Source organism: uncultured Haliea sp., assembly GCF_963973825.1.
Taxonomy (GTDB): Bacteria; Pseudomonadota; Gammaproteobacteria; order Pseudomonadales; family Halieaceae; genus Haliea.
Window position 1 is genome coordinate 96,618 of record NZ_CAXBAE010000014.1, and the last position, 22,951, is coordinate 119,568.

At 63.1% G+C, this 22,951-nt stretch carries 23 protein-coding genes; 12 read left to right on the forward strand and 11 right to left on the reverse strand.

What is annotated here, in order from left to right; all coding sequences use genetic code 11:
• Positions 1-3: 3 nt before the first annotated feature.
• Together AACZ17_RS15020 and AACZ17_RS15025 are read right to left on the reverse strand one after the other, a co-directional pair.
• Positions 4-1,086: an AI-2E family transporter gene (locus tag AACZ17_RS15020; RefSeq protein ID WP_290741543.1), complete on the reverse strand. Its 1,083-nt coding sequence runs from the start codon at positions 1,084-1,086 to the stop codon at positions 4-6.
• On the reverse strand, positions 1,074-2,114 hold the full coding sequence (locus tag AACZ17_RS15025; protein WP_290741541.1) for a DUF2066 domain-containing protein: 1,041 nt from the start codon (positions 2,112-2,114) through the stop codon (positions 1,074-1,076). Before AACZ17_RS15025 ends, AACZ17_RS15020 begins: the two co-directional genes overlap by 13 nt.
• A gap of 165 nt (positions 2,115-2,279) precedes the next feature.
• Between AACZ17_RS15025 and purM the strand changes: the two genes are divergently transcribed.
• The 3 genes from purM to AACZ17_RS15040 are packed head-to-tail and all read left to right on the forward strand — an operon-like array spanning position 2,280 to position 4,700.
• Entirely contained in the window at positions 2,280-3,317 is a 1,038-nt protein-coding gene (gene purM, locus AACZ17_RS15030; protein WP_290741539.1) for a phosphoribosylformylglycinamidine cyclo-ligase, read from the forward strand.
• Positions 3,317-4,012: a phosphoribosylglycinamide formyltransferase gene (purN, locus tag AACZ17_RS15035; protein WP_290741537.1), complete on the forward strand. Its 696-nt coding sequence runs from the start codon at positions 3,317-3,319 to the stop codon at positions 4,010-4,012. Before purM ends, purN begins: the two co-directional genes overlap by 1 nt.
• Positions 3,930-4,700, forward strand: a complete 771-nt coding sequence (locus AACZ17_RS15040) for a DUF3108 domain-containing protein (protein WP_290741535.1) — start codon at positions 3,930-3,932, stop codon at positions 4,698-4,700. Before purN ends, AACZ17_RS15040 begins: the two co-directional genes overlap by 83 nt.
• Positions 4,701-4,710: 10 nt before the next feature.
• Here AACZ17_RS15040 and dcd read toward each other — a convergent pair whose 3' ends face one another.
• Together dcd and apbC are read right to left on the reverse strand one after the other, a co-directional pair.
• Positions 4,711-5,277, reverse strand: a complete 567-nt coding sequence (dcd, locus tag AACZ17_RS15045; RefSeq protein WP_290741533.1) for a dCTP deaminase — start codon at positions 5,275-5,277, stop codon at positions 4,711-4,713.
• A 17-nt stretch (positions 5,278-5,294) separates the two neighbouring features.
• On the reverse strand, positions 5,295-6,269 hold the full coding sequence (gene apbC / locus AACZ17_RS15050; protein WP_339638723.1) for an iron-sulfur cluster carrier protein ApbC: 975 nt from the start codon (positions 6,267-6,269) through the stop codon (positions 5,295-5,297).
• Here apbC and metG point away from each other — a divergent pair, their 5' ends adjacent.
• The 7 genes from metG to AACZ17_RS15085 all read left to right on the forward strand — a co-directional run bounded on the left by metG (position 6,270) and on the right by AACZ17_RS15085 (position 13,365).
• Complete coding sequence (gene metG / locus AACZ17_RS15055; protein ID WP_339638725.1) at positions 6,270-7,940, forward strand: methionine--tRNA ligase; 1,671 nt, start codon at positions 6,270-6,272, stop codon at positions 7,938-7,940.
• 94 nt (positions 7,941-8,034) lie between these two features.
• Positions 8,035-8,610 carry an electron transport complex subunit RsxA gene (gene rsxA / locus AACZ17_RS15060; protein ID WP_205622557.1) on the forward strand — a complete coding sequence of 192 codons (576 nt, stop codon included), beginning with the start codon at positions 8,035-8,037 and terminating at the stop codon, positions 8,608-8,610.
• 4 nt (positions 8,611-8,614) lie between these two features.
• Positions 8,615-9,229 (forward strand): electron transport complex subunit RsxB, encoded by a 615-nt coding sequence (gene rsxB / locus AACZ17_RS15065; protein WP_290741531.1) that lies wholly within the window; start codon positions 8,615-8,617, stop codon positions 9,227-9,229.
• On the forward strand, positions 9,226-10,959 hold the full coding sequence (gene rsxC / locus AACZ17_RS15070) for an electron transport complex subunit RsxC (RefSeq protein ID WP_290741529.1): 1,734 nt from the start codon (positions 9,226-9,228) through the stop codon (positions 10,957-10,959). The genes rsxB and rsxC overlap by 4 nt, the downstream gene beginning before the upstream one ends.
• Positions 10,959-11,987: an electron transport complex subunit RsxD gene (gene rsxD / locus AACZ17_RS15075; protein ID WP_290741526.1), complete on the forward strand. Its 1,029-nt coding sequence runs from the start codon at positions 10,959-10,961 to the stop codon at positions 11,985-11,987. The genes rsxC and rsxD overlap by 1 nt, the downstream gene beginning before the upstream one ends.
• A complete protein-coding gene (gene rsxG / locus AACZ17_RS15080) occupies positions 11,987-12,655 on the forward strand; it encodes an electron transport complex subunit RsxG (RefSeq protein ID WP_290741525.1) in 669 nt (222 codons plus the stop codon). Before rsxD ends, rsxG begins: the two co-directional genes overlap by 1 nt.
• The gene (locus tag AACZ17_RS15085) at positions 12,652-13,365 is read left to right on the forward strand and encodes an electron transport complex subunit E (RefSeq protein WP_290741523.1); all 714 of its coding nucleotides are present in this window, start codon (positions 12,652-12,654) and stop codon (positions 13,363-13,365) included. Before rsxG ends, AACZ17_RS15085 begins: the two co-directional genes overlap by 4 nt.
• 26 nt (positions 13,366-13,391) lie before the next feature.
• Here AACZ17_RS15085 and AACZ17_RS15090 read toward each other — a convergent pair whose 3' ends face one another.
• From AACZ17_RS15090 to AACZ17_RS15105, 4 genes are read right to left on the reverse strand one after another with little or no spacing between them, the layout of a single operon-like run.
• Positions 13,392-13,802, reverse strand: coding sequence for a hypothetical protein (locus tag AACZ17_RS15090; RefSeq protein WP_290741521.1), 411 nt, complete (start codon positions 13,800-13,802; stop codon positions 13,392-13,394).
• 7 nt (positions 13,803-13,809) lie between these two features.
• Positions 13,810-14,265 carry a ribosomal protein S18-alanine N-acetyltransferase gene (gene rimI, locus AACZ17_RS15095; protein WP_290741519.1) on the reverse strand — a complete coding sequence of 152 codons (456 nt, stop codon included), beginning with the start codon at positions 14,263-14,265 and terminating at the stop codon, positions 13,810-13,812.
• Positions 14,266-14,267: 2 nt separating this feature from the next.
• Positions 14,268-14,981 carry a hypothetical protein gene (locus AACZ17_RS15100; protein WP_290741516.1) on the reverse strand — a complete coding sequence of 238 codons (714 nt, stop codon included), beginning with the start codon at positions 14,979-14,981 and terminating at the stop codon, positions 14,268-14,270.
• A 49-nt stretch (positions 14,982-15,030) separates the two neighbouring features.
• A complete protein-coding gene (locus AACZ17_RS15105) occupies positions 15,031-15,906 on the reverse strand; it encodes a glycosyltransferase (protein WP_290741514.1) in 876 nt (291 codons plus the stop codon).
• Positions 15,907-15,932: 26 nt separating this feature from the next.
• Between AACZ17_RS15105 and AACZ17_RS15110 the strand changes: the two genes are divergently transcribed.
• Positions 15,933-17,189, forward strand: coding sequence for an Nramp family divalent metal transporter (locus tag AACZ17_RS15110; protein WP_290741512.1), 1,257 nt, complete (start codon positions 15,933-15,935; stop codon positions 17,187-17,189).
• Positions 17,190-17,325: 136 nt separating this feature from the next.
• Here AACZ17_RS15110 and AACZ17_RS15115 read toward each other — a convergent pair whose 3' ends face one another.
• Together AACZ17_RS15115 and AACZ17_RS15120 are read right to left on the reverse strand one after the other, a co-directional pair.
• Complete coding sequence (locus AACZ17_RS15115) at positions 17,326-19,212, reverse strand: hypothetical protein (protein WP_290741510.1); 1,887 nt, start codon at positions 19,210-19,212, stop codon at positions 17,326-17,328.
• A 279-nt stretch (positions 19,213-19,491) separates the two neighbouring features.
• Positions 19,492-20,637 (reverse strand): pectin acetylesterase-family hydrolase, encoded by a 1,146-nt coding sequence (locus AACZ17_RS15120; protein ID WP_290741508.1) that lies wholly within the window; start codon positions 20,635-20,637, stop codon positions 19,492-19,494.
• 251 nt (positions 20,638-20,888) lie between these two features.
• Here AACZ17_RS15120 and AACZ17_RS15125 point away from each other — a divergent pair, with 251 nt between their 5' ends.
• On the forward strand, positions 20,889-21,461 hold the full coding sequence (locus AACZ17_RS15125; RefSeq protein ID WP_290741506.1) for a peroxiredoxin: 573 nt from the start codon (positions 20,889-20,891) through the stop codon (positions 21,459-21,461).
• A gap of 40 nt (positions 21,462-21,501) precedes the next feature.
• On the opposite strand, the gene AACZ17_RS15130 is transcribed toward AACZ17_RS15125, so the two are convergent.
• Positions 21,502-22,800, reverse strand: a complete 1,299-nt coding sequence (locus tag AACZ17_RS15130; protein WP_290741504.1) for a hypothetical protein — start codon at positions 22,798-22,800, stop codon at positions 21,502-21,504.
• Positions 22,801-22,951: the final 151 nt, after the last annotated feature.

The following is a 22,951-nucleotide window of genomic DNA, read 5'->3' on the forward strand; positions in this document are numbered from 1 at the left end:
ACCTCAATCCCCGCTGTACAGCTGGCTGGCGCGGTAATAGGCCAGCGCATGGCGCACGAAGACCATGATCACCGCCGATACGGGCAGTGCCACCAGCACACCGACAAACCCTGCAATCTGGCCGCCTGCCATCAGCGCAAAGATCACCGCCACCGGGTGCAGGCCGATACGATCGCCTACCAGCACCGGTGTCAGGAGGACACTTTCGAGCACCTGGCCGACGCCGAACACCAGAGCGACCCAAAGCAGAACGGTCCAGTCCTGGAACTGCACGTACGCCAGTATGCAGGACGTGAGAATGCCCACCACAAAGCCCAGATAAGGCACGATGCTGGCGAGCCCGGCGACAACGCCCAGCACCAGGGCAAACTGCACCCCGACCAGCCACAGCCCGGTGCTGTAGATCACGCCCAGCGAACACATGACCAGGAACTGTCCACGCAGGAAGGCGCTGAGCACCTCATCCGCCTCGCTTACCAGGGCTATCGCGTTCTTGTGCCAGGCGACCGGCACAATACCGAGCGCCTTCTGCATCAGGATGTCCCAGTCGCGCATCAGGTAAAATGCCACCACGGGCACCAGTGCCAGATTGAACAAACCCGCGAGAAAACCTGCCCCGGAGCCCGTGATGCTCTTGAGCGTTGATGCCGTCACCTTGCCCAGGGACTGCCAATGCTCGGCGAGCTGCCCTGACCAGTCGATCTGTGGCAGCTGGGCCGCCGGCACACTCAGCCGCTCCTGCAGCCAGGGCAGCAGGGTTTTTGTAAGCCACTGATATAAAACAGGAATTTTCTGCACAAGCGCATCGAGCTGCTGCAACACGAGGGGCACGGCAACCAGCACGCCCACCACCACCAGCGCAGAGAACAGAACGAACACCACCAGCACACCGGTGGTACGCCCCAGCCGGCGACGCTCCAGGGCATCCACCAGGGGATCGCCGAGATAACCGATGAGCGCACCCAGCACGAACGGCAGCAGGATGGGCTTTAACAGGTAAAAGGCCAATGAGACCGCCACCAGCGCCGCCAGCGCCCATGGCCACCGCTGCACCGGCAATGCGTTTTCAGGTTCTAGTTGCGCCACTGGTACTCCAAACCTTCCCCGCTGTTGCCAGGCAACGGCCGCATACGCGGGTTCAACTCGATGATAGACGCCAATTGCGCGAGGTCTGCCGCCGCAACGATCGCCAGCGTCAGGGTCCCCTCGTCCAGTGCCGTAAGCCGCGCCTGGCTGATAGGTTCCAAACCCTCCAGCCAGCTTATGATTGCCGCGTAGTCAGCGTAGCTGGATACGCCGCGTACACGCAGCGAGACGGCACCGCTGGCCTCCACGCCACTGATCGCGTAGCGTGCGGCCATGTCCTCGACCACCAGCTCAACGCCGGCCTGCATGAACAGGCCCGGCTCTGTGCGAGGCACACTGCGTCCCTGCCGACCCTGCGTTGACAGGTAAGCCCAATCGCCAACCACGTCGCCGGAGGCGAGTACCGCCAGTCGACCCGCCAGCACCTCGCCTGCGCGGTAGCGCGTCGACGCGGCAACCAGCAACGGCGAGGGCAGGTGCCAGGCCTCTGCGGGGTCCAGAGCCGCCGCATCGGTCAGGTCCAGCAAGGGAAACCGCAGCGGCACCCCGCGCCGCCGGAACCCCTCAGCCAGCTGAGTGGCCAGCTCGGGATGCGTACCGGGGCTGAGAAAGCGGCGCTCACCGGCCTCCTCAACCACCAGCCATACCAGCACCGCTGGGCGCGTTGCGGTCCAGATGGGTGCCCCTGCGCTCACCAGCATGTCACGCACCTGCGCTGCATCGAACTCGACCCGTGCCGACAACTCCCCCGAACCGGCATCGACCCGGCTGTAGGAGTACTGCTGCACGCGCCCCCGGGCGCCCTGCAGGGCCGGCGCGATCTCCGGTCGCTGCAGCACGTCCACGGACCCGGACACCTTCACCAGTACCTGGGCCAACCCCTCTGTGGCGGCGCGTGCCAGCTCCGCCTCGCCACGGTCGGCAACCGGGATGTCAGCCACGTACAGGTCGCGGACCAGCTCCGCCGGCCAGGCGTTGATGACGAAGAGTAGCAGCAACGCTGCCAGCCAGTTCAGGGGCGCCCGCAAGTCGGCCTCCGGCGTATAGGGTAAACGCCTAGTGTAACAGCAGGCGGGTGCTGGCGAGATGCTCAGCGTGAAAATTGCCGCAGGCGTGAATCGCCCCTCGATTAAGGCTAGAATACGCCACCCTGCAACGACAGCTGCCCGCAACTGAACCGGACCCCGCACACCATGAGCACAGACAACCAGGGCAAGGCCCTCAGCTACAAGGACGCCGGCGTCAACATCGACGCCGGCAACGCTCTGGTGGAGCGCATCAAGCACGTTTCCCGGCGCACGGCACGCCCCGAGGTGCTCGGCGGACTGGGCGGCTTTGGCGCACTGTGCGAAATTCCCGCCGGCTATCGCCAGCCGGTGCTGGTATCGGGCACCGATGGCGTGGGAACCAAACTGCGACTGGCGATGGAGATGGGTGTGCATGACACCATCGGCATCGACCTGGTGGCCATGTGCGTCAACGACCTGGTGGTCGCCGGCGCCGAACCTCTGTTCTTCCTCGACTACTACGCCACCGGCGCGCTGAATGTTGACACCGCCGCAGCGGTTGTCGCCGGCATTGGGCAGGGCTGTGAACTGGCAGGATGCGCGCTGGTCGGCGGGGAAACTGCGGAAATGCCCGGCGTGTACGAGGGTGAAGACTATGACCTGGCGGGTTTCTGCGTTGGCGTCGTAGAGAAATCCGCGATCATTGACGGCAGCAAAGTCGCGGCGGGTGACACGCTGATCGGTATCGGCAGCAGCGGGCCACACTCCAACGGCTACTCCCTGATCCGCAAGATACTCGAGGTCAGTGGCGCCCGCCTCGACGAGCCTTTTGGCGACAGCACCCTGGGGGAGACGCTGCTCACCCCGACCGTGATATATGTCAAGGCACTGCTCGCGCTGTTCCGCCGGGTGGAGGTCAAGGCACTGAGCCACATCACCGGCGGTGGTTTGCCCGAGAATCTGCCGCGCGTCCTCCCCGCTGACTGCCGGGCCGTGGTGGACACCGCATCCTGGAACTGGCCGCCGATTTTCAGCTGGCTGCAGTCGCAGGGCAACGTCGCCACGCCGGAAATGTACCGGACCTTCAACTGCGGTGTGGGTATGGTCCTCTGCGTCGCAGAGTCCGATGCCCCCGCCACCCTGCAACTGCTGTCCGATGAGGGCCTGAACGCCTGGCGGCTGGGGCGCATCGAAAGCGGCGAGCGCGGTGTGGATCTGGCCTGATGTCGGCCTCGCCCCGCGCTCGCATCGCCGTGCTGATATCCGGGCGGGGCTCGAATATGCGAGCGCTGCTCGACGCCTGCAATCATGGCACATTGCCGGCAGAGATCAGCCTGGTGGTCAGCAACCGCGCTGACGCTGAAGGCCTGCAGGCGGCGCGGGAAGCCGGCATTGAAACCGCCTGCATCGCCCATGCCGACTACCCCAGCCGCGAAGCCTTCGATGCCGCCCTGGTCCACCGGCTGCAACAGGTAGACCCGGACCTGGTGGCCCTGGCCGGGTTCATGCGCATCCTCACGCCGGTATTTATCACACCTTTTGCCGGTAGATTATTGAACATTCATCCGTCATTGTTGCCAAAGTACCCGGGGCTGCATACGCACCAGCGGGCGATTGACGCCGGCGACAGCGAAGCCGGCAGTACGGTTCATTTTGTGACACCCGAACTGGATGGCGGCCCGCCCGTGCTGCAGGCACGCGTGCCGATACGGGCGGATGACACCGCAGACAGCCTGGCGCAGCGTGTACTGGAGATGGAGCACGCCATCTACCCGCTGGCCGCCCTCTGGTTCCTGCAGGGCAGGCTCACACTGGACAAACAAGGAGCACTTTTCGATGGCCAGACGATACCCGCGAACGGGCTTCAATATCGGCCGCCCTCTGTCACTGGTGACGCTGCTGCTGGCGGCCTTGGTTAGCGCACCCTTGTCGGCGGCCAAAGTCGCCGGCGAGCCGGTGTTGCAGCCCTATCTCGTCAAGTATTCCACCTCGGCGCGGGGCATGACGGTTACCCTGGAGCGTGAACTGAAAGACGAAGGCGAGGGGCGCTACACCCTCACCAACGGTGGCAAGCTGCTCGTCGTGGGCTTCCACGAGGTCGCCGTATTCAGCGTCGAAGGCAGTGAAATCCATCCCAAGTCCTACATCTACCAGGGCACGGGGCTGATCAACCGGCGCCGTGAGGTGCATTTCACGCCCGGCTCCGACACGGTCCGCAGTCTGTACAAGGACGAGTGGTATGAGCTCCCGTATACCGAAGGCACACTGGATCGCATGAGCCAGCAGGAGCAGCTGCGCCTGCAATTGATGGCCAAGGAAAACCCGCGCGAGAACCTGCAGGTGCGCATCGCCGACGGCAAGCGCATCCGCGACTACGAACTGGTCTATGTGGGTGAGGAAGTCGTCGATACGCCCCTGGGCCCGGTGAACACGCTGCATTTCGAGCGCCTGCACGAAGAGCCTGACCGTGAATCAGCCATGTGGCTGGCGCCGGACTGGGACTACCTGATGGTGAAAACCATCCACGTCGAGGACGACAAGCCTGTTGAAGTGCTGCTGGCTGAAGGCAGCATGGCGGGCACTCCGCTGCAGGCGCTGGTGCCCTGAACCGCCAAACTCAGGCGCGCGGCAGGGTTACGCCGCGCTGCCCCTGGTATTTGCCACCGCGGTCGCGATAGCTGGTCTCACACACTTCATCCGATTCGAAGAACAGCATCTGGGCGACGCCCTCATTCGCATAGATCTTCGCCGGCAAGGTCGTGGTGTTGGAGAACTCCAGCGTCACATGCCCCTCCCACTCCGGCTCCAGGGGCGTGACATTAACGATTATGCCGCAGCGGGCATACGTGGACTTGCCCAGGCAGATCGTCAACACATTGCGCGGAATGCGAAAGTATTCAACGGTCACCGCCAGCGCAAAGGAATTGGGTGGAATCACGCACACATCACCGCGCACGTCCACGAAGCTGTTCTCGTCGAAGGCCTTGGGGTCCACCGTCGCGGAGTTGATGTTGGTGAACACCTTGAAATGGTCGGAGCAGCGCACGTCGTACCCATAGCTGGATGTACCGTAGGAGATCAGCCGGCGATCTCCGTCGTTGCGCACCTGGCTCGGCTCAAAGGGCTCGATCATGCCGTGTTGCTCCGCCATGCGGCGAATCCATTTGTCTGCCTTGATACTCACGCTGTCTTACGCTCCGGTCAGTCGTCAGTTATTCGAATAGTGGGCACCTGCGAGTCTCCCGCGGACGCTGTACCCGACAGTGCCGCCTGAATGGCGCGCGCGGCCGAAAGATAAAGCTGCGCCTCGGCGGAGTCGGGTGCCGCCACGACGGTAGGGGTGCCGCTGTCAGTCTGCTCCCGTATCGACAGCGCCAGGGGCAGGCTCGCCAGCAGCGGCACGCCGTAGTCCCGGGACACACGCTCGCCGCCCTCGCTGCCGAAGATATGTTCGACGTGGCCGCACTGGCCGCAGACATGTACTGCCATGTTCTCGACAATGCCCAGGATGGGCACATCCACCTTGCGAAACATCTCGATACCCTTGCGCGCGTCCAGCAGGGCAATGTCCTGCGGTGTGGTCACGATGACGGCACCCGCGACCGTGGCCTTTTGCGACAGGGTGAGCTGTATGTCACCCGTGCCCGGTGGCATGTCAATCACCAGGTAGTCCAGCTCCCCCCAGAGTGTCTGCTCCAGCATCTGCACCAGGGCACCTCCGGCCATGGGACCACGCCAGACCATCGGCGTGCGCTCGCTGGCGAGGAAACCCATCGACATGGTTTTCAAGCCGTGCGCCATGACCGGCAGCAGCCACTTGCCATCCTTCTGCTCCGGCTTGGTGCCCTCGGCGATGCCCAGCATGCGCTGCTGACTCGGCCCGTAGATATCGGCATCGAGCAGGCCCACGCGGCTGCCCAGTGACTGCAGCGCCAGGGCCAGATTAACTGCTGTGGTCGATTTACCCACGCCGCCCTTGCCTGAGGCAACGGCGATAATGTGCCTGATTGTGTTCATGACTGCCGGGATCCGTGAAATGCGCGTACCGGCGGGGAGGAAGGCCCCGCGTATGGCTTGGCAGTATAGGCAGTTGCAGGGGCCCCGACAATGACTGAGGAGCCCAAACCCGCTATGATACGCCCCCCTTTTTCTGAACTGCAGGGAATCGACAAGCACATGCCGGACAGCCGCGCGCGCAAGATACTGGTCACCAGCGCCCTACCCTATGCCAACGGCCCACTGCATCTGGGCCACATGCTGGAGATGGTGCAGACCGACATCTGGGTTCGCTTCCAGAAGTCGCGCGGCCACGACTGCCTCTACGTATGTGCCGACGATGCGCACGGTACCGCCATCATGCTCACAGCCGAGAAGCTGGGCATCACCCCCGAGCAGCAGATTGCAAAGATCAAGGCAGAACACGAGCGGGACGCAGCGGGCTTCTGCATAGGGTTCGACAACTACTACAGCACCCACTCCGAGGAAAACCGCTACTGGAGCGAGGAAATCTACCGTCGCCTGCAGGCCAACGGGCACATCACGCGCCGCGATATCGTGCAGGCCTTCGACCCCGAAAAGCAGCTTTTTCTCGCGGATCGCTTTATCAAGGGCACCTGTCCGCGCTGCAAGACGCCCGGCCAGTACGGCGACAATTGCGAAGCCTGCGGAGCAACCTACACGCCCGCAGACCTCATTGACCCGGTTTCCGCCATTTCCGGTGCACGCCCGGTGGACAAGGAGTCGACCCACTTCTTTTTCAACCTGCCCGCGCTGTCTGACATGCTTGCCGAGTGGATCGACTCCGGCACCCTGCAGCCGCAGATTGCCAACAAACTCCGTGAATGGACGGCAGCGGGTCTGCAGGAGTGGGATATCAGCCGCGACGCCCCCTACTTTGGCTTCGAGATTCCGGGGGAGCCGGGCAAATACTTCTACGTCTGGCTCGATGCCCCCATCGGCTACATCGCCAGCTTCCAGAACTACTGCGAGCGCACCGGGCGGGACTTTGCGGCCTATTGGCATGCCGACGCCGACGCCGAGCTGTTTCACTTTATCGGCAAGGACATCATCAACTTCCACGGCCTGTTCTGGCCGGCGATGCTGCATTCCGCCGGCCTGCGCACGCCTACCGCAATCTATGCGCATGGCTTCCTGACCGTGAACGGGACCAAGATGTCCAAGAGCCGCGGCACATTCATCAACGCCGGCACCTACCTGGACCACCTGGACGCCGAATACCTGCGCTACTACTTTGCCGCCAAGCTCAGCGCCGCTGTGGACGATATCGACCTCAACCTGACCGACTTCGTGCAGCGCGTCAACGCCGATGTGATCGGCAAGGTGGTCAATATCGCGAGCCGCTGCGCCGGCTTCCTGCGCAAGAACTTTGAAAACAGGACCAGCACTGACTGCGCAGAGCCGGAGCTGCTACAGTTGTTTCTCGACGAGGGAGAGTCGATCGCGGACGCCTATGAACAACGCGAGTACAGCAAGGCGATTCGGGCTATCGTCGCGCTGGCCGATCGGGCCAACCAGTACATCGATGAGCGCAAGCCATGGGTTCTGGCCAAGGAAAGCGGCCGTGAGGCTGAGGTGCACGCCGTGTGCAGTGTCGGCATCAACCTGTTTCGAGTACTCATGACCTACCTGAAGCCGGTACTGCCCGCGATGGCAGACAAATCCGAGCTTTTCCTCAACTGTTCGCTGGACTGGACAGCGCTGGTGGAGGGGCCCTTGCTGGGGCATCAGTTGGAGCCCTTCCAGCCGTTGCTGACGCGGATAGATCCCGCCCAGGTGGAGGCGCTGCTCGCAGCGAGTGCGAACGAGGCGCAGGCCAGCCAGGTTTGAACCGCGGCGGCTTTATACCCCGGTGGCGATTGTTTCCACCGGGATAACTACTTACCATTAGGCGATTTGACGACCCCTTGATGACACTATTGTGCTGGCCGACTATTCCATCCTTCTGATCGGAGCCATTCTGGTCAACAACTTCGTGCTCGTACAGTTCCTTGGGCTGTGCCCGTTCATGGGCGTGTCCAACAAACTGGAAACGGCCATGGGCATGTCGATGGCGACCACGTTTGTGCTCACCCTGGCATCGGCCTGCAGCCACCTGACCTACTACCTGCTGCTGGAACCGCTGGGCCTTGAATACCTGCGCACCATCTCCTTCATCCTGGTGATCGCCGTGGTGGTGCAGTTTACGGAAATGGTGGTGCGCAAAAGCAGCCCCCTGCTGCACCGTGTCCTGGGCGTTTACCTGCCGCTGATTACCACCAACTGTGCCGTACTGGGCGTGGCGCTGCTCAACATCAACAAGGATCACAGTTTCCTGCAGGCCCTGTTCTACGGGTTCGGCGCCGCCCTCGGCTTTTCCCTCGTGCTCATTCTGTTTGCTGCGATGCGCGAGCGGCTTGCGGTTGCCGATGTACCGGAGCCCTTCCGGGGCGCCGCCATTGGCATGGTCACGGCCGGTTTGATGTCGCTGGCCTTTATGGGCTTTGCGGGGCTGGTGTAGCGCGATGCCGAACTGGATTGCTGATTACCCGCTGCTGGCGGCGCTGCTGGCGCTGGTCGGCCTCGGTGCGCCGTTTGGGGCGCTACTGGGCTTTGCCGCGGTGCGTTTCCGTACCGAAGGCAACCCCATCGCCGACCAGATCAACGCCATACTGCCGCAGACACAGTGCGGCCAGTGCGGGTTTCCGGGCTGCCGTCCCTACGCCGAGGCGATTGCCGGTGGTGAGGCGATCAACAAGTGTCCCCCGGGCGGCGAAGCCACGATCCAGGCGCTGGCCGACCTGCTGGATGTCGAGGCCCCGCCGCTGGATGAAGAACACGGGGAAGAAAAGGTCAAGGCTGTCGCGTTCATCCGCGAGGACGAGTGCATCGGCTGTACCAAGTGCATTCAGGCCTGCCCTGTGGACGCCATTCTGGGCGCTGCCAAGCAGATGCACACCGTGATCGCCAGCGAGTGCACCGGCTGCGACCTGTGTGTGGAGCCCTGCCCGGTCGACTGCATCGACATGATTCCGCAGGAGGAAACCCTGCAAACCTGGCACTGGCAACTGCCCGCACCGCGCAGCCGCAACCTGGATATCATCGCCACCGACGCGCCCTCGGCCGAGCGTGCGGCATGAGGCGGGTTTACGGTTTTCACGGCGGCATACACCCCGCCGAAAACAAACACCAGTCGCTGGGCAGCAAAATCCAGCAGGCGGGCATACCGCAGCAGCTGATCCTGCCCCTTTCCCAACACATTGGTGCACCCGCCCGACCGGTCGTGGCGGTCGGTGACCGGGTGCTGAAAGGGCAGATGATCGCTGAGCCCGTCGGCCACGTCAGTGTGCCCTTGCACGCGCCGAGCTCTGGACATATCAGCGCCATCGAAGAACGCCCGATCCCGCACCCCTCTGGCTTCCCTGCGCCCTGCATCGTCATCGACTGTGACGGTGAGGATGCATGGGCGCCACTGCAGGGCGTGGCAAACTACAGGGATTGCGAAGCCACCGAATTGCTTGAACTGATTCGCAGCGCCGGCATCGCGGGCATGGGCGGAGCCGGTTTCCCCACCGCGGTCAAGCTCGCCGGCAAGTCCGGGCAAAGCGTCAAGACGCTGATCATCAACGGTACCGAGTGCGAGCCCTATATCACGGCCGACGATATCCTCATGCGCGAGCGCGCTGACGACATCGTTGCCGGCATCGCCATACTGCAGCATATCCTGCAGCCGCAGGAGACCCTGCTGGGCGTCGAAGACAATAAACCCGAGGCCATTGCCGCACTCCAGGCGGCCGCAGCCGGCAGTGCCATAGAGGTGGTGACCTTTCCCACCAAGTACCCCTCGGGCGGTGAAAAACAGCTCATCGAGATACTCACCGGGCTGCAGGTACCCAGCGGTGGCCTGCCCGGAGACCTGGGCATTGTCTGCCAGAACGTGGGCACGGCCGTCGCGGTACGCGACGCCATTTGCCACGGGCGCCCGCTGATTTCCCGCATAACCACCGTCACCGGCAATGCCGTGGACCACCCACAGAATTTCGAGGTATTGCTGGGCACGCCGATGCAGTACCTGCTGGATCTTGCTGGCCTGCACCCCGAGCGCTGCGAGCGGCTGGTGATGGGCGGACCGATGATGGGCTTCACCGTCACCACAGCCGAAGCTCCGGTTGTCAAAACCACCAACTGTATACTTGCCCCGACCCCCGAGGAACTGCCACCCCCACCGCCCGCGCAGCCCTGCATCCGCTGCGGCCTCTGTGCGGAGGCCTGCCCGGCAAGCCTGCTGCCACAGCAGTTGTTCTGGTTCGCCCAGGGCAAGGAATTCGAAAAGCTGGAGCAACACAATCTGTTCGACTGCATCGAATGTGGCGCCTGCTCCTGGGTGTGCCCCAGCCATATACCGCTGGTACAGTACTACCGCGCATCGAAAGCGGACATCCTGCAGCAACGCCGCGAACACGCCAAGTCGGAACAGGCGCGGCTGCGGTTTGAGGCGCGCCAGGCGCGGCTTGCCCAGGAAGAGGAAGAGCGCGAAGCGAAGCGTGCCGCACGCAAGGCGGCTGCGGAAAAGCGTGCGGCCCTCGCCGAGCAGGGCGGCGAAGAGGACCCCATCCAGGCTGCCATTGAGCGCGCCAAGGCGAAAAAGGCGGCACAGCAGGCCGGCGATGGCACGGCTGCCACCCCGGTGAAGGCATCCCCGGAAGTGGCGCTGCGGCAGAAACTGGCAAAGTCGGAACAGCGCCTGGCGCAAAGCATCGCTGCCGGCGAAGATGCCAAGATCGTCAGCGCCCTGGAGGCGACCGTGCAGCGACTGAAGGATAAACTGGCCGAAGCGGAAGCAGCGGCAACGGAATCGGGCACCGACTGATGGCACTGATGCGCGTCAGTTCACCCCATGCCCACGGTCGCTACAGCACCGGCATGGTCATGCGCCAGGTGCTTCTGGCCACGGTGCCGGGCGTGTTTGTGCTGACGCTGTTCTTTGGCTTTGGCACCCTGGTCAACGTGCTTTGGGCCTGTCTCGTGGGCCTGGCCTGTGAGTCTGTCGCCCTGTTGCTGCGCGGCCGGTCCCTGGCTTTCTACCTGAAGGACTGCAGCGCGCTGGTCACCTGCGTACTGCTGGGCATCGCCCTGCCGCCCTACGCACCCTGGTGGTTGATTGCAGTGGGGGTGGCGGCATCGATACTGATGGCCAAGCAACTCTATGGGGGGCTGGGCTACAACCCGTTCAACCCCGCCATGGTTGGCTACGTAGTGCTGCTGATTTCCTTCCCGGTGCAAATGACCGCCTGGACACCACCACGCGGCCTGGGCGAGGTGCCCGGCCTCTGGGAGGCACTGCAGGCCTGCTTCCTGCCCGCCCGGTACGACGCGGTCACCATGGCGACGCCGCTGGATGTACTGCGCCAGAACCAGGGGCTGTTGCTTGAAGATCTCTGGGCACAGACACCGCAGTTCGGACGCTGGGCAGGCATTGGCTGGGAGTGGGTCAACCTGGCTTTCCTGGCTGGCGGACTCTGGCTGCTGTACCGACGCATATTCACCTGGCATGCGCCGGTGGCCATGCTCGCCAGTCTGGCGCTGATGGCGGCCCTGTTCTACGACGGCGGCAGTTCCAGCAGTGGCGGCTCGCCGCTGTTTCATCTGCTCAGCGGCGCGACCATGTTCGGCGCCTTTTTCATCATCACCGACCCAGTGTCCTCTGCCGTTTCGGTGCGCGGGCGACTGGTATTCGGCGCGCTGATCGGCGTGCTGGTGTACCTGATTCGCGTCTGGGGTAACTACCCCGATGCCGTGGCATTCGCGGTGCTCATCGCCAACTTCGCGGCGCCCTTCATCGACCACTACACGCAGCCCCGTGTCTACGGCCACGGCAAATCAGGGGGCACAGGCTGATGCAGCTACTCGGGCAATCCATCACCCGCAACAGCGCGCTGCTCGCCCTGTTCGCCCTGTTCACCGCCCTGCTGATTGGTGGTACCTGGCTGGCCACCCGCGACACCATTGCCCTCGAGCAGCGACATGCCGAAGAGAAAGCCCTGCTGGAAATCGTGCCGCGTGAGCGCCATGACAACAGTATGCTGGATGACACACGCACACTGCGGCCGGAGTTCACAGATCTCGGGCTACGCGAACCGCGTCCGCTGTACATTGCGCGCCAGGGGGGCAGGGCCGTGGCCGTGATCGTACCGGTGGTGGCGCGAGACGGTTACAGCGGCGATATCGAGTTGATCGTCGGGGTGAACGCCGATGGCACCATCGCCGGCGTCCGCACCGTCAAGCACCGCGAAACCCCGGGTCTCGGTGACAAGGTCGATCTGCGTAAATCGCAGTGGATACTTGATTTCACCGGCGCCTCGCTGGATAACCCGAAGCCGGCAGGCTGGGCCGTGCGCAAGGACGGTGGCAACTTTGACCAATTTACCGGCGCGACCATTACGCCGCGCGCCGTGGTCGCTGCGGTACAGCGGGCACTGCGCTACGTGCAACGCGAACGCGCCACGCTGTTCGGCCCCGGAGTACCAGGCCGCGACAGCACACCCGAGGAGGGCCCCACCGCATGAGCACCCCCGCCTACAGCGAGCTGACACTCAACGGCCTGTGGAAGAACAACCCGGCGATCGTGCAACTGCTGGGCCTCTGCCCACTGCTCGCGGTCACCGGCAACGTGGTCAACGCACTCGGGCTGGCCGCCGCCACCACCCTGGTGCTGGCCTGCTCCAACACGGCCGTCTCGGTGATCCGCAATGTCGTCTCGGATGCGGTGCGCCTGCCGGTGTTTGTCATGATTATCGCCTCTGCCGTGACCTGTACCGAACTGTTGATGCAGGCTTTTGCCTTTGAGCTGTACCAGATTCTGGGGATTTTCCTGCCACTGATCACCACCAACTGCGTCATTCTCGGGCGCGCCGATGCCTTTGCCAGCAAACACGCCGTCGCGCCGGCGCTGTACGATGGGCTGATCATGGGGCTGGGGTTCGGGGTGGTACTGGTGCTGCTCGGCGCCCTGCGCGAACTGCTCGGCACCGGCGCACTGTTTGCCGATATGCAATTGCTGTTCGGACCTGCAGCGGCGAGTTGGAAACTGGTGCTGATCGACGATTACCAACCCTTTCTACTGGCCGTACTGCCGCCGGGCGCATTCATCTTCACCGGGCTGATGATCGCCGGTAAAAACCTTGTCGACGGACATATCAAACGCCGCCAGGACGCCCTGAAGGCCAGGCCGGTCAAGGGTGCCAAGCGGGTGCGCGTCACCGGCACCATCAGCTGAGCTGAGGGTGCCGGGCCGGGCCAGCTTTACACAGCGGCGGGCGCGCTGCGGGCAAGGGTATCAAGCAGCGCGTCCACCGCCGCGTCATCCATACCGCGGTTATCCAGATCACAACTGTAACTGACAAATAGCAGAAGGCCCCCGGACGCCAGGTACCACTCGCGCACCGCAGCCTCCGCCTCGGAAAAGCTCGCCGTGAAGCCGCGGAAGTCGCCGCAGTTTACGGCCTTCCAGGCAGGCACCGAAGGCGATTCGGTTACCGCTATCTGCTTGAGCTCGGCCGGGGTGAGTTGGCCATCGGTTTTGTGCAAGGTGGTCATCTCGAGGCAGCCCACGTCGTCCTCATCTGCGACCAGCACCGTGCCGTCCTCTTCCACATCAGCCCACCACTCGGGCGCCAATGCCATCGTCCACCACTCGGTTTCCACTACGTCCATCGGTCTCTCACAGGTCCAGTGACATCAGTACCGCATCTTCACGTCCGGTCGGCAGGGGGTAATAGTTGCGCCGCATGCCGTCGACGTGAAACCCCATCTGCTCATACAGCTTGCGCGCCGCGCTGTTTGACTTGCGCACCTCCAGCAGACAACGCCTTGCTCCACTGGCCACCATGGCATCGACCGCGGCCTGCAGCAGGCGTAAACCAAAGCCCTGGCGACGGGCTGTATCTGCAACCACAATATTGTAGATGCTGCCGTCGTCAAATTCGCGCGCGTACACCACAAAACCCTGCAGCACCGCATCCACCTCCAGCAACAGGGCTCGCTCGGCGCTGTCTTCCGCGGTGGCGCAACAGCGCAGGTACTGGGACTCACGCCAGGGCCACAGGGAAGCGCTGGCGTCCAACAGGGCCATTCGCGGGGCATCTTCGGGTAACGCCGGCCGAACCAGAGCCGACACGTCTAGTGTTCCAGGGCCAGCAGCGCCAGCCACGCATCGCGCTTCAAAGCAGGGGCAGCAATCATCTCGGCGCAGGCCGGCAAACGCACCGTGCGCACGCCGTCCAACTCGGGCTGCAGCAGGTACTGTCCTGCGCGCTCACCCAGTAACACGAGGCCGTGGCAGTCTCTGTCACGCAGTTGGCGCAGGACAAAGCCGGTCAGGGCGGCTGCGGCGGCCTCCTCACCGAGGTCCAGCTGGCGGTTGGTGTGCATCGGCCAGTCAAACCGGGTGGGCGGGGACAGCCCCTCGCGCCTGTCGCCGGCGCGCACGCCGCGCGCAAACCCCATGGCACGGATCAGTTGCAGTTCATCGGTCGGAAGGTCACCGCTGTCCACAGCCTGCAACCAGAGACAGCCACCGGCGACAGTCGAGACGATGCTGAATGTGACAGCCGGCGCGCCAACCGGCCTCGCAGCGCTGTGCACTGCTGCCGAGGCGGGCCGACGCGGGGAAGCCGCCGGCGGCGCAACGGCCGGAATCACCGGGGATGGTGGCACCCTGCGCTCTGGCAGTTCCGCCGGCTGATATTGTGGGGCGAGCACCGGATTACCCCGCTGTACCGACACGCGGGGCGGACTCGGAGCCGCACCCGGCAATGTCCGGTGGGCAACCAACAGCTGCAACCCCAAGGGCTCCAGGCAGGCCAGCTTGTGCAAATCTCGTTGGGTTGCCATGGGCATTCGTCTACCAGTGAAGCACGAGTCTAGCAGTTTTCACACCGAGCTACAGCCAGCGCCACCCGTAGCGGTGGAAGAAGCGCAGCCCTGAGCGCAGGAAGCAGGTGAGATGGCTGAGACCCTTGCGCGCACTGTCGCCACCGTAGTGGCGCACGCGCATCTCGGGCAGGTAGTGCAGCTCACCCAGGGAAGCCAGTCGCAGGGAGAGATCAAAATCCTCAAAATACAGGAAGAACGCCGGATCAAAACCCCCGATCCTGCGCAGCGCGCTGCCGCGCACGAGCATGAAACACCCGCTGGCCAGTGGTACGGGCGCCGGCCTGCCTGCGCCGTGCACATCGTGCATGGCATAGTGGGCGAGGCGAGCGGCAAAACGCGCCTGCAGCCAGCGCGGCGCGAATGCCCGCAATGCCAGGACCAGCACGGATGGCATGCGCTTGCTCAGATAAGCCGGACGGCCATCCGCCAACGCGCCGTCGGGGCAAACCAGCACGACCCCCGGATGCTCACGCAGGTATCCGATGCCCGTCAGCAGCGACGCCGGGGCCGAGGCAATGTCAGGATTCAGGATCAGGTGATAGTCAGACTCGCAGGCCTCCAGGGCCCTGTTGTGCCCGGCTCCGTATCCAGAGTTGCTCGTGGACACCAGCACCTGGTACGCCACAGCCGCGTCCGTCCATGACACACGATTGATGACCGCCAGCATGTCGGAGTGATAGTCGGGGCACAGCGAATTGTCGACCACGACTACCGCAACCGTCGACAGCATGCCCGCACCGCGCGCTGCGTGTACGGCAACCAACAAGGTCTCCAGGGTTTCCTGCAGACGCTGCAGGTTGCTGTGATAGACAACCACAGAAACACACAGCGACGAGGCAGAGGGCAGCGAGACCATGTCCGGCATGGTATCAGCAGCGGGCACCGACAACCTAACGCAACGCTGCTACCATGCATTCCAACATCCTGCGAGAGTACAGCTCCATGACCTCGACCACGCGCCGCTTCCGCTTTGGCCCCGGGCTCCTGGTGACCGCGGCATTTATCGGCCCGGGCACCATCACCACAGCGAGTTCCGCGGGTGCCCATTTCGGCTTTGCCCTGCTCTGGGCGCTGCTGTTCTCGATCATCGCCACCTATGTCCTGCAGGAAATGAGCGCGCGCCTGGGACTGGCGACGCGGGCCGGGCTTGCGGAGGCCATGCGAGCCCATTTCAGCAGCCCGGTACTGGGGAAAATGGCAGTGGTGCTGGTGGTACTTGCCATCGGCGTGGGCAATGCCGCCTATGAGGCGGGCAATATTGCGGGCGCGTCGCTGGCCCTGAGTACCGTCTCCGGCACAGGCACCACGTTCTGGTCGATCATTATTGGCTTCGGGGCGGCATTACTGCTGGCCAGCGGGCGCTACGCCGTACTGGAAGGGGTGTTGATAGTGCTCGTGCTGGTCATGAGCGTGGTGTTCGTCCTGGCGGCCATCGTCATCGGCCCGTCCCCGAGCGATCTGCTGCGCGGACTGCTGCGGCCCACGCTGCCCGAGGGCTCGGTCATGGTCGCCATCGCGCTGATTGGCACAACCGTTGTCCCTTACAACCTCTTTCTCCATGCCAACGCAGTGCGCGAGAAGTGGCCGGCCAACCTGCCTCTGGATCAGGCCATCCACGAGTCACGTCTGGACAGCGGGCTCTCTATCGGCCTCGGCGGGCTGATCACACTCGCCATCATGAGTACCGCTGCAACGGCCTTCTTTGGCACGGGTGTCGCATTTGACGGCAACTCTCTGGCACTGCAACTGGAACCGCTGCTGGGGCCTGCCGCCCACAGCATCTTTGCTGCGGGCCTGTTTGCGGGGGGGCTGACCAGTGCGATTACTGCACCGCTGGCCGCATCCTATGCCGTCTGTGGCGCACTAGGCTGGTCCTCCCGGATGACAGCACCCGGGTTTCGCCTGGTCTGGATCGGTGTTCTGCTCACGGGCACGCTGTTTGCCGCATTGGGCACACGGCCCCTCAGCGCGATTCTCCTGGCACAAATGGCCAACGGCCTGCTACTGCCTGTCGTGGCGGTTTTCCTGCTGATGGTCATGAACAGCCGGGTGCTGCTGGGCGCTCAGGCGAACCGATGGCCCGCAAACCTGCTCGGAGGCGTGGTCGTTGCGGTGGCGGTTGGCCTCGGAGGCCTGAAGATTCTGGATGTGGTCGGCTGGCTATAGCAGCGGCTTGCAAGGCGGGGAGGTTCTAGCTGTCAATGACAGCAACCGGGACAACCGTTGCCAGCCCTCAGCAACGGTCGCCGCCGGGGTTTACCCTGCCATGTCGGCAGGGTAACAGCCCGGCGCTGACCCAGTCTTAGGGATCGGTACCGGTACCTGGCACGGTGAACCCACACTCGAGGTCGAATTGAGCGTCGCCGTTACCGGTCTCGAAGGTCGCCGTGTAGGTGACAGTCTGGTCCTCCTCCTGTGCCGGAGGGAACACGGTGGAGTAGCGCACCGTCACCGCGCCACTGGCATCGGTAATGCCTGCACTCGAACCGGAATCGGACGCCGGCGAGAAGATGAAGTTGGGACTGCCCGCCGGCCAGTCGAACGACGTGACAGAGATCAGCGCATCGGGGATCGGCTCACCGGAGCTCGTCAGGTAGAGCAACCCCAGCCGGCTTGAGCCGCAGTTCAGGTTGCCGATCAGATTGCCGTCTCCCGATGCCAGGATCGTGACCTCGACTTCGCTCGCCTCCCCGATGGACTGTACCGCAAACAGCAGCGTAATTTCCTGGCTACCCGGAAGCTGCCCTTCCACGTTGACCACTGCCGTGGCACAACCGCCACTGCCCGTGACCAGTGTGCCTGAGGAGCCACGGCCGTTCACGTCAACACTGGCGCCAAAGGTATCGCCCGTGCTGAACTGGATCGACTGCGACGACAGCGGCACCTGGTTGCCATCACGTACGCACAGCGACACGACACCGTCATTCACGTTACTCGCCAGAATGCTGGTTGACGCAGTCAGACTGATACCATCTTCCTCCAGGGAGCCCAGGTAGACAGGGCCACCCGGGTTGAACACGCGGCTGACAGAGAAATCTTCCGTCTGCGCGACGATCAGTGCGGTGCGCCCGAGATTGCTGAAGGGATAAGTCAGCAACGTGCTTGCGGTTCCGTTGGCATCGGTGAAGGCAAGTGCCTGGATATTACCCACGCGGGCGCGCCCGATAACATAGGGCACGGTTGCGCCCTGGTCTTCGCCGACACGGAAGGCCTCTTCGTCAGAGCGGATGGACAGTGCATCGGGGCGGTCTGCGGGGAATTCGGCTATGGTGCGAATACCGGCATGGTAAAACGAACGGCCGTCCGGATCGGGCGCCAGCGCCAGGCGGTCACCCACCCGAGCACCCAGTGCGGCGAAGTTGCCGCCCGCCGCATTGAAGCTGAAATTACCCTCAAGCGGATTGCCGTTGGAACCGGTAATCACGAAACTGCCGGCGCCGGACTCCGGGTAGCCAGTGAGGGGCGCGTCAATCAAACGGAACAGGATGGGCGTATTGACTGCCACCGGGTTACCGTTGGCATCGGTTGCCGTCACCGAGACCACGCGGCTGTAGGTGCCATTCTGGAAATCGATGGTTTCATCCGCGGCGAGACCTATCTGTACCCGATTGGTACGAATCGCCTCGATAAAGGGCCCGGTGAACTCCAGCCCGGCAACAGGGCCGGCTGCACTGACAACGGCAATCGAGACCACAGATTCTGCGCCACCCGTGGTCGAGCCCTGCGCCGAGCGCTCCGCGCGAATCCGCAGTGTCGCTTCGCCGCTGACTGCGCCGGCTACGAAATACACCCTGGCATCGCCGTTGGAACCCGTCTGGACGCTGACGCTGGACAGTGTGTCCTCTGCGCCACTGGCGAGATCCTCTTCGCTCAGCAGGCCGCCGATTCGGGTTCCGGTGAAGGAGACCGTGACCTCCGCGCCCGTGACAGGCAGCCCCGTGCCGCTGTCCGTGACTTCAACCGCGATCTCGGCCACGTGGGGACTGTCGGACTGTGCCGGATTCTGCGCCGCGTTCACGGGCACCGACTCTTTGTCGAGCAGTACGCTCAGGGCAAGATTGTTCGGCGTATCGGGATCCGGCAGAAAACCGCCGCCACCACCACCGCCGCCACCACAGGCCGTCAACGCAAACGCGGTAACCAATAGCGCAGCCAGTCGGCTATATTGAGTAATGCCCCTGATGATCATTGTCGTCCCCTGTTGCCCACTCTGAAGCAGATCTTGGTTTTTTTCGTCCCTGAACGATTATGCGGCGTTTACCCACAGAATCAACCAGAGCAGACCCTAACCGCACCAAGCTTAGCACGGGATATCAAAGAATCTCTATGAATTACAAGCCCATACACGCTTTTTGTGACTTTTTGGTTCATATCAGCCTGTATGCTGCGCAAATTTCCGCTCCTGCCTCTTCGGTCGGGGGTCGCACCCCCGTGGTAACAGCACTTCCCCCGACCGGTGCAGGCAAAATCAGTCGCGGTTGGTTTCCCAGCCTTCACCCAGGAGCATTGAACTGATCCAGTCAGCCACGGAAACGCCGCCGGCTGTTTTCTGCAGGTCGCCCAGGAGGAAGGTGTGATCGGTACCCGTTGCCACGAAGGACTTCACCCGCTCCGGATAGGCGGCCTCGAGATCATCGAGTTCACCCAGCAGGGCTTCTTCGAAGACTTCCCCGCCCACCTGCACAAAGGTTACCGCGATGACCGTATCACGGGTGTAGCTCATCATACCGAGGCGGAAGTTCTCGTCTTCGCTGAGCTGGTATTTGTGGTAGTCCGTGATGTGGCCGTCATCCCCGATGCAGGTCTCGCAGCTTTCCGGGAAAAACGCCGTGGCATTCCACTCCGTCAGCAGTTGCTGGATAAACTCGGGCTCGTCAATACGACCGAGCCCAAGACCGGAGTCATTGATCAGTTCGATGGGCACATCCGGGTACAGTTGCCGCACCAGCGGCAGCGCATAGGTGGTACCAAAGCCCCCGGCACTGGAACCCGTCAACAGTATGCGACGCGGCGCCGGGAAGGTGTTGACGGCCACATCGAGGGACGCGGAGAGATTGTGCAACCCGCGGTGAAAGCGGTCTGCCACGCCGTCGTCGTCCGTGTCGACATCCTGGTCACCGGCGTGCAGGGAGCCATCGCAATAGGGAAGGTACACCGTGTTCCAACCGGCCACGGGGTTGCCCTCGCGTGCCGGATCCAGCACGCCGAGGGGCGGTATGCCGGGCGCCGCCTGCTCTGTTGCCAGGCACAGGTCGGACCAGCAGGCTCCGCCGCCCTGGAGGAAAATCACCAGGTCTTCTGAACCGGTGTCGCGCGTTGCCATGGTGTACTCACCACCCGTGAGACACAGCGGCCCATCGCCAGCACCAAAGCTGTGATTCACCACATCGCCGTCCTGTTCAGACAACATCGGCGTGTATTCGCCCAGATAGCGGGCGATGCCCTGGTCCAGCAGCTCCTGAAACGGTACCGCCGCGGGTTCCACCGGGGGCTCTACCGGGGCCACAACGCTGTCAGTGGAATCGCTGCAGGCGGTCAAAAGCGGCAGGGCAGCGCACAAAGCAATGGAAAGTCGGCGCAGCGCCGGCCGACGGTTGGTATCCTCAATTTTCATTATTACTCTCCGGGGGTGGCGCACCGACGTGGTGTCGGAAGCTTGCTGGACAAGATGCCCAGTCCCGGGACATCTTTCAAGCCCGTGACGCAATCCAGTACAGCTTCACATCCGACATACTAATTTTTAGATCGTATTAATCATAATAATCATATTTTCAGAATGCTTGGTTCCGGCTATAGTGGCCCCTCGTAGCAGTTCGCCCCTTGCAGCTGCGCGACAACACATTGGATGATGATTGAGGAGTTACCATGATCTCTGCAGGACAGGTTCCACACACTGTGTTTAAGATGCGTGTTCGCGATGAATCCGTCGGCGGCGACAACCCCTACCGCTGGCAGGACACGACCACAGACGACATTTTTGCCGGCAAGAAGGTGATCGTATTCTCACTGCCCGGCGCTTTCACCCCCACCTGCTCCTCCAACCACCTGCCACGTTACGAGGCACTGTTTGAGGACTTCAAGAAAGAGGGCGTTGACGAGATTTACTGCCTTTCCGTCAACGACGCCTTCGTGATGTTCCAGTGGGGCAAGCACGTGGGCGCCAAAAACGTGAAAATGCTGCCCGATGGCAACGGCGAGTTCACGCGCAAAATGGGTATGCTGGTAGACAAGTCCAACCTTGGCTTTGGCATGCGCTCCTGGCGCTACTCGATGCTGGTGAACGACGGCAAAATCGAAAAACTGTTTGCCGAGCCGGACTTCGGTGATGTGTGCCCGACGGACCCCTTCGAAGTATCTGATGCAGACACCATGCTGGCGTACCTGAAAGGCACCCAGTCAGAGGGTGTTGCTGCACCGAGCAAAGCCTTCGTCGGCTGACAGCCTTTTGCACCCCGTCCACCGGGCGGGGTGCAACCTGCTATCGACTGAAGCGCCGCTGGACATGGGCGCGCCTTGCCCGAACCTGCTCAGCTCGCTCAGCAGCGCTGAGCACAAAGAAGCCGGGGATAGCAGCAGGCAGTTCCTCCAGCTTTAATAACGTAGCTTGTGGCCAGTCATCCTCTGCCAACGCGGTTGTCATACCGTCATAGCGCAACAACACCGTACCCCGCTGCAATCCGCCCGTCCCCAGCCAATTGGGATAACCCGGGTCCTGCGCAGCGATCACATGGTAATAGGCCCCGTCGCTGGCGAGCGTTGACTGGCTGCGGGTAAAACTCGCGGTACCGTTCGCATATTCCAGGGAAGCAAACCAGAGGTCGGTAATCTGCAGTGCCTGGTAGCGTGCAGACGTCGGTGTTGTGCGCAGCAGCAGCGCATGCCCGGGGGGAATGTCGAAATGGCCGCTCACCATCCAGCGCCCTTTTACCCCACCCAGCGTCGAGGTATCCAGCGGCGGCGACAGCACGTTGGCCTCGCGCACCTGGCGGTACCGCTGCTCCACAAATGCCGGCCATACGGCCACGGACTGCTCAAGGATCCGCGCTGTCTCGCGCAGCCGGGCTGCCACCTCCGCTCCCGTATCCGGCAATCGCACGTCGCCTTCCATACCCGTCCGGTCGATGTGCACGTGTCCGGGGGCATCCTGCGTCCAGTCAGCATAGATCTGGCGCACCACCACCGTGGTCGTGTCCTCCGGGTTCGGCAGCGCCCCAGGCCGAAGCGCTGCGCCTGGCGGTTCCAGGTAGACCTCGAACCGACCCTCGGCGTCGATGGGAATTGCTTCGAACCCCAGATAGCCCGCCGACCTGCCGGCACCCGCCCAGGGCTCGCCTGCGTAGAGCTGTACTTCGATACGGCTTGCGGAGCCCAGTTCGCCGTGGATGCGGTAGGCGGCGCCACCCTCCACTGGCGCGAACAGATAGCGCTGATCCGGATTGTCTCCCCCTTCACGCACATGCATGTCCATCACGCGGAAAAACGGGTAGCGGGCGTCCTGCAACATGCCCGCTTCAATCGACTTCAGCAACATGCGCAGCATATGCTGGTAGCCCGCGGCGCGTTCGGCATCGCTGCCGAAAGCGGGACTGCTGCGCACATCGCTCTCGGCCTGCTGCAAGGCGCGTTGAAAGTCTTCAAAGGCGGCGGACAAGGTGTCCTCTTCAGCGGCACAGACCGTTTGCGCGTGCAACGCGGCGATGCCCAGACAGGCCGCGGCGGCCCCTCTGCGAAACGCGGAGCAGCCCCTGACCCACAGGTTGTTACACCCTGACTGCATACTGCCTCCCTGTAAGCGCGAGTTACACCGGCCACGTGCCCGGGGCCTGACCAGCACCATGCCGGACCATCAATGTGCGCCATTGCGGGAAAGAACGCAAAAAAAAGGTTCATCGCGCATTTCCGGGGAAGGCGGCTTTGATCTTCAGGAA